General features: G+C 49.2%; 1 protein-coding gene. It reads right to left on the bottom strand.

Annotated features, from left to right (window positions below; all coding sequences use genetic code 11):
- Window positions 1–1,120: hemagglutinin repeat-containing protein (locus tag BKK52_RS12230; protein ID WP_208606165.1), on the bottom strand; the 1,120-nt coding region annotated here is incomplete at both ends.

Raw genomic sequence — 1,120 nt, 5'->3', positions numbered from 1 at the left:
CACTGATGGCCGATTTGGTTTGGCTTCGTTCACTTTCATGGCTGTTGCCTAACAAACTCAACGCACTACTCAGCGCTTGCATTGGGTTAATCCCCCCACTACCTGCACTAATACTCGCACTTTCCGTTTTAATTTCACTTCGGTTTTCTATATCCGTATGACCGAGTGAGCCAGTCTTAAAGCGGTTTTTCTCTTGGCTTGCTTCGCTTTCAATAATAGCGCCATTGAGTTGGGTGTGGTTATGGATTGTGGCGTTCATTCCCTCTTCGCCCACTTGAATGCCGGTTTGTTCTTTCACTTGGGCATAATCCACGCTTGCCTTGCTATACGCCGCATTCACCGAAGCCCCACCGCCCGAACCATAGGCTATCGACCCACTTGCCCCAGCACTGGTTTGTTTGGATTCGTATTTCTCCGTATCTTGGCGGCTGGTGAGCGTCAGGTTTTGAAGGTCCGCCTCCCAACGTTTTGCTTTAAGATTGGCGGCTTCAAGCGTTAATCCACCGTCTTCACTCTTCGTGATGATTTTATCGGCGTTCAGGTGACTGTTTTGCCAACGTTCGCTATCGGCGTTTGATTTCCCTTTCGCTACATTCACCGCCCCTTCCAAACCAAAGCCGTAGCTGTTGCCGTTCATCCCCACAAAAACACCCACACTGCCGCCTACTGATTGGTTTTTCGTGCGTTGGTGCTCTTCGTCTTTCACGCCTTTTATTTCAATGCCCTGTTTGCCTGAAAGTGCCATCACTTTGGCATTGGCATCCACGCCTTCAAAAGTCAGTTTTTCATCCCAGGCTTTCACGTTTAATTCGCCGGTGCTAAGGGTCGATTTTTGATGGCTGAGACTTTGGCTTTCACTTGTCTGGGTTTGTTTTTGATTGCCGTAGCTCACACTGATTTTGACACTTGGGCTGGCGGTGGTCCCCGTGCCTTGCATTTCCCCTGACCGTAATGCATCCAAGGTTTCTGTTACTTTACCCACATTTTGTGCCGCCATTGCCACTTCTTCTGCCGCTTTCATTTGATAAAGGGCTTTGAGTTTCGGATTGCTCACCTGTTGACTTCGTTTTACACTGTTATAGGCGGCTTGTGCCATATCCGTCACCGGTGTGCTGACAGC

Source organism: Rodentibacter trehalosifermentans (genome assembly GCF_002000545.1).
GTDB classification, from domain to species: domain Bacteria; phylum Pseudomonadota; class Gammaproteobacteria; order Enterobacterales; family Pasteurellaceae; genus Rodentibacter; species Rodentibacter trehalosifermentans.
Note: the sequence above shows the minus strand (reverse complement) of the source record. Positions and strands in the feature narration are given on the sequence as shown.